Genomic DNA, 3,729 nt, shown 5'->3' with positions numbered 1-3,729 from the left:
CCGTACCGGAAAGGTCAGGTGTTGCACTCAGTTTTTGCCGCCGCCATTGAGGCCGGGGCGGCAGCGCCCGCGAATGGCGCAGCTCACGTCTGTGCACAATCGCCATTTCGGCCAGGCAACGCCTGGCGGCTATGATTTGACAACAAAATTGCGGGGGCATACTTGAAGCAGCGAAGCGTTCCTTCAAGTATGCCCCCGCGCCCCATACTTGAAACCTTCAAGTATGGGGCAGTTGAGCATTTTGGGCGTTTGCAGGTAAGCGAAACGAATGTGGAGCGAGACCGAGCAATAAGACCAAAATGATCAACTGCCTTCGCGAAGCGGCTGCCATTGTTGTCAAAAAAGGCAGCTTTCTTCATTTGCCGCAGGTAAATGGCTAGCTCCAATTTCGATGCTATGCATGGCTACCTCTGCTAAAGCAGAAGAAGCCTGCTCACGTCCGCTTCCTCTACGGGATGCGCGACGTTTCTATGCAACGGCCGCCGCTTGGTCACCTCCCATTTTGCTAACCCACCACTTCATATGTCAGGAAGTACGCACCTCTCTGGCTGACAAACACTCCGCAGCGCCATCCCTGTACCAGCCTTCTCGATGACTGAATTACTCACGAAATCGGTCGGTCCTTAGTTTTCTCCCTCCGTGCCCAAGCGGTAGACTGAGACACACAAAGCAGTTTCGTTCTCCGAAGGTTACCCATGTCCAAACTCGCCGAATTCAAAGCTCTAGAAGCCCAGCTCGCAGCCCAGCTCAAGCAGCTTGATGCTCTTAAGAATGACGACAAACTCAAGCGCGAAATCGAGTTCGAGGAAAAACTCCGCAATTTGATGGGGCAATATGACGTAGGCCTGCGCGAAATTATTTCAATATTGGATCCGCAGCCCAGCCGCACCAGCATCAGCGCCACCCCGACGTCTCAAGCGCCTCGTCGGCAGCGCCAAGTTAAGGTTTACAAAAACCCAGAAACTGGAGAGGTGGTAGAGACGAAGGGTGGCAATCATAAGATTTTGAAAGCTTGGAAAGAAAAGCACGGCGCCGAAAAGGTAGAGGGTTGGCTTCAGTAAGCTATCCGACCAACACAAGAGCCAGGCACTGCCTGGCTTTTTCTTTACGCTTTCAGCGGTCAACGGATGCAAGCGATCGCACTACAACCAGTACCTGGAATTCATCGGTCCTCGCATGCACTCGCCTAGTTGCACCGCACCACCCACAACTGATCCAGCCTGGTCGTGAAACTTTGGCTCATCATCTCCCGTCGCATGCCCCAGTCCGGCGCGGTGGTTACGCGGCCGGGCCGGAGGGTATTGCGGCCCCACTTGGCGTTGATTGCATCGAGCACGCCCATAACGCGCTCCGACGCGGCGGGCTGGGTTTGGGCGAATAGATCGTCGGTGTACTCGCCACGCTGGCACAGATCCATCAGCAGGACCTCAGCCTTGCTGAACGAAAAGCCCTCGCGATAGATGTGCTCCAAACCGGCGATCGCCGCCCGGGTGATGTATCGGGTGTCGTCGGTGGGATACGGCAGCTCACACACCACGCCTTTTGCGAACTTGGGCTCGTCGGAATTGAACATGCCGGTACGGATGCTGATTCGGACGCGCTTGCACATGGACTGCTGTGCCCTCAGCTTCTCGCTGGCCCGGGCGGCGTATGCCGCCACTGCCTCCTTGATTGGCTCCAGCTCGCGCAGGCGCTTGCCGAACATCCGCGAGCAGCAGATCTCCTGTTTGGGTGACGCGACGTCCTCCAGATTGAGGCACGGCGTCCCGCGCAGTTCGCGAGAAGTTTTCTCGATAACAACGCTGAATTTTTTGCGCAGGGTCCAAGCATCCGCGCTGGCTAGATCCCAAGCAGTACGTATGCCCATCCTGTTCAGGTGCTCGGTCATCCGGCGTCCGACACCCCATACATCGCCGACTTCAGTCACGCGCAGTACCTTGTCGCGCCGCACCGGGTCGAGAAGGTCCACTACCCCACCCGTCTGTTTCTGCCAGCGCTTCGCTGAATGGTTCGCTAGCTTGGCGAGCGTCTTGGTCCCCCCAATGCCCACCCCGACCGGGATACCTGTGCTGCGCAGTACCTCAGCGCGGATCCGCCTGCCGAGCACTTCGACGTCTGGCACACCGGTAAGGTCGGCAAACGACTCGTCGATTGAGTACACCTCAACCGCAGGCACCAGGCTCTCGATGACCGTCATGACGCGCTCGCTCATGTCGCCGTACAGCGCGTAATTGCTGGAAAACACCACAACGCCCCAACGCTCCAGGTCGCGCCGGATCTGAAAATACGGCACGCCCATTTTGATACCGAGCTGCTTTGCCTCGGCCGAGCGCGCGATCACGCAGCCGTCATTGTTCGAAAGCACGACGATAGGCGTACGGCGCAAGTCTGGTCGAAAGACACGCTCGCAGCTGGCGTAGAACGAGTTGCAATCAATGAGGGCGATGGCCCGCTCAGTACTTGCCATGGATTCGGATGCTGTATGACACCACGCCCCATACGTAGAGTTCTTCGCTTTCGAGGAGGTACCGCGGCGGGAACTTCGGATTAGCCGAGCGCAGAATGACCTGGCTGCCGGCTCGGTCGAAAATCTTGACCAGAGGCTCGTTATTCAGCGCTGCGATGATCACCTCCCCTTTTTCTGCCTCCCGTCCCCGGTCGATGATCAGAATGTCTCGGTCGAAAATGCCGACCTGGATCATGCTCTCCCCGTCTGCGCGCGCCAGGTAGGTATGCGGAGCTCGGATGTTCATCAGCTCGTCGAGCGAGATGCTCCCCTCCATGTGGTCCTGCGCTGGGCTCGGGAATCCGGCGGGCACGCAGAAACTGAAAAACGGCAGTGCAATTGTGGCGGGAGCAGCAGGTCCCAACATATGGACGGGCATGGCACAGACCTCATAACTGTATGCATATACAGTATTCTGAAGCTAGAGTCCGGTCAATTGAACCAGATGTGCGGGGGCACCCATGTGTGGACGTTTCGCTCAGTACCGAATCGCCTATGAGTACCTGGACAAGATCGCGATGCAGCTGCCCTTGCCATTGCGTGGCAGCGTGAATCCTGAGCCAATCGGACGCTACAACGTGTGTCCGCAATCACTGGTTCAGCTCCTGCACCAGGACGATGATGGCCTGCGCATGGAGCCGGTCAAGTGGGGTTACGCCCCATTGTGGGCACAGGGGAAGCGACCACCAGCGATAAATGCCAGGGTGGAAACGGCCGCGACTAGCAAGTTCTTTCGCGATATCTGGCAAACCGGCCGCGCAATAGTGCCCGCTGATGGTTGGTACGAGTGGAAGAAGGACGCGGCCAACCCGAAGATCAAGCAGCCCTACTACATCACGCTCCGTAGCGGCGAGCCGATGTTTTTCGCTGCGCTCGGGCGGTTTCAGCGAGGCGCCTCGCTGGAACCCCGAGACGGCGACGGCTTTGTTGTCATTACGTCATCTAGCGCTGCCGGCATGCTCGATATTCACGATCGGCGTCCTCTGGTTCTATCGCCAGAGTACGCTGCGCTCTGGATGCAGCAGGAGCTTTTGCCGCTCAAGGCTGAGGAGCTAGCACTGGCGCATGGTTTATGCGTCGAGGAATTCGAGTGGCATCCGGTGGGTAAGGACGTCGGGAACGTGCGGAATGATGGGCCGGAACTTATCAATAGGATCGCCCAGCCGCTGGTATAAAGGGGCGGCGGCAAAAACTGAGTGCAACACCTGACCTTTCCGGTACGG

The 3,729-nt window shown here is 57.8% G+C and carries 4 protein-coding genes; 2 read left to right on the top strand and 2 right to left on the bottom strand.

All coding sequences use genetic code 11. The annotated features are described in order from the left end of the window. Positions 1–695 precede the first annotated feature (695 nt). The gene (locus LO50_RS18480; protein ID WP_017243953.1) at positions 696–1,061 is read left to right on the top strand and encodes a histone-like nucleoid-structuring protein, MvaT/MvaU family; all 366 of its coding nucleotides are present in this window, start codon (positions 696–698) and stop codon (positions 1,059–1,061) included. Between the two features lie 125 nt (positions 1,062–1,186). Here LO50_RS18480 and umuC read toward each other — a convergent pair whose 3' ends face one another. Together umuC and LO50_RS18470 are read right to left on the bottom strand one after the other, a co-directional pair. Next, positions 1,187–2,467 carry a translesion error-prone DNA polymerase V subunit UmuC gene (umuC, locus tag LO50_RS18475; RefSeq protein WP_044315922.1) on the bottom strand — a complete coding sequence of 427 codons (1,281 nt, stop codon included), beginning with the start codon at positions 2,465–2,467 and terminating at the stop codon, positions 1,187–1,189. Then, the gene (locus LO50_RS18470; RefSeq protein WP_011914412.1) at positions 2,454–2,885 is read right to left on the bottom strand and encodes a LexA family protein; all 432 of its coding nucleotides are present in this window, start codon (positions 2,883–2,885) and stop codon (positions 2,454–2,456) included. Before LO50_RS18470 ends, umuC begins: the two co-directional genes overlap by 14 nt. 82 nt (positions 2,886–2,967) lie before the next feature. On the opposite strand from LO50_RS18470, the gene LO50_RS18465 reads away from it, so the two are divergent. Then, positions 2,968–3,681, top strand: a complete 714-nt coding sequence (locus tag LO50_RS18465; protein ID WP_011914413.1) for an SOS response-associated peptidase family protein — start codon at positions 2,968–2,970, stop codon at positions 3,679–3,681. Positions 3,682–3,729 lie beyond the last annotated feature (48 nt).

The sequence above is a fragment of the Stutzerimonas stutzeri genome (assembly GCF_000935215.1).
GTDB lineage: Bacteria > Pseudomonadota > Gammaproteobacteria > Pseudomonadales > Pseudomonadaceae > Stutzerimonas.
The sequence above is the reverse complement of the archived record's forward strand: the minus strand, read 5'-3'. Positions and strand labels throughout refer to the sequence as shown.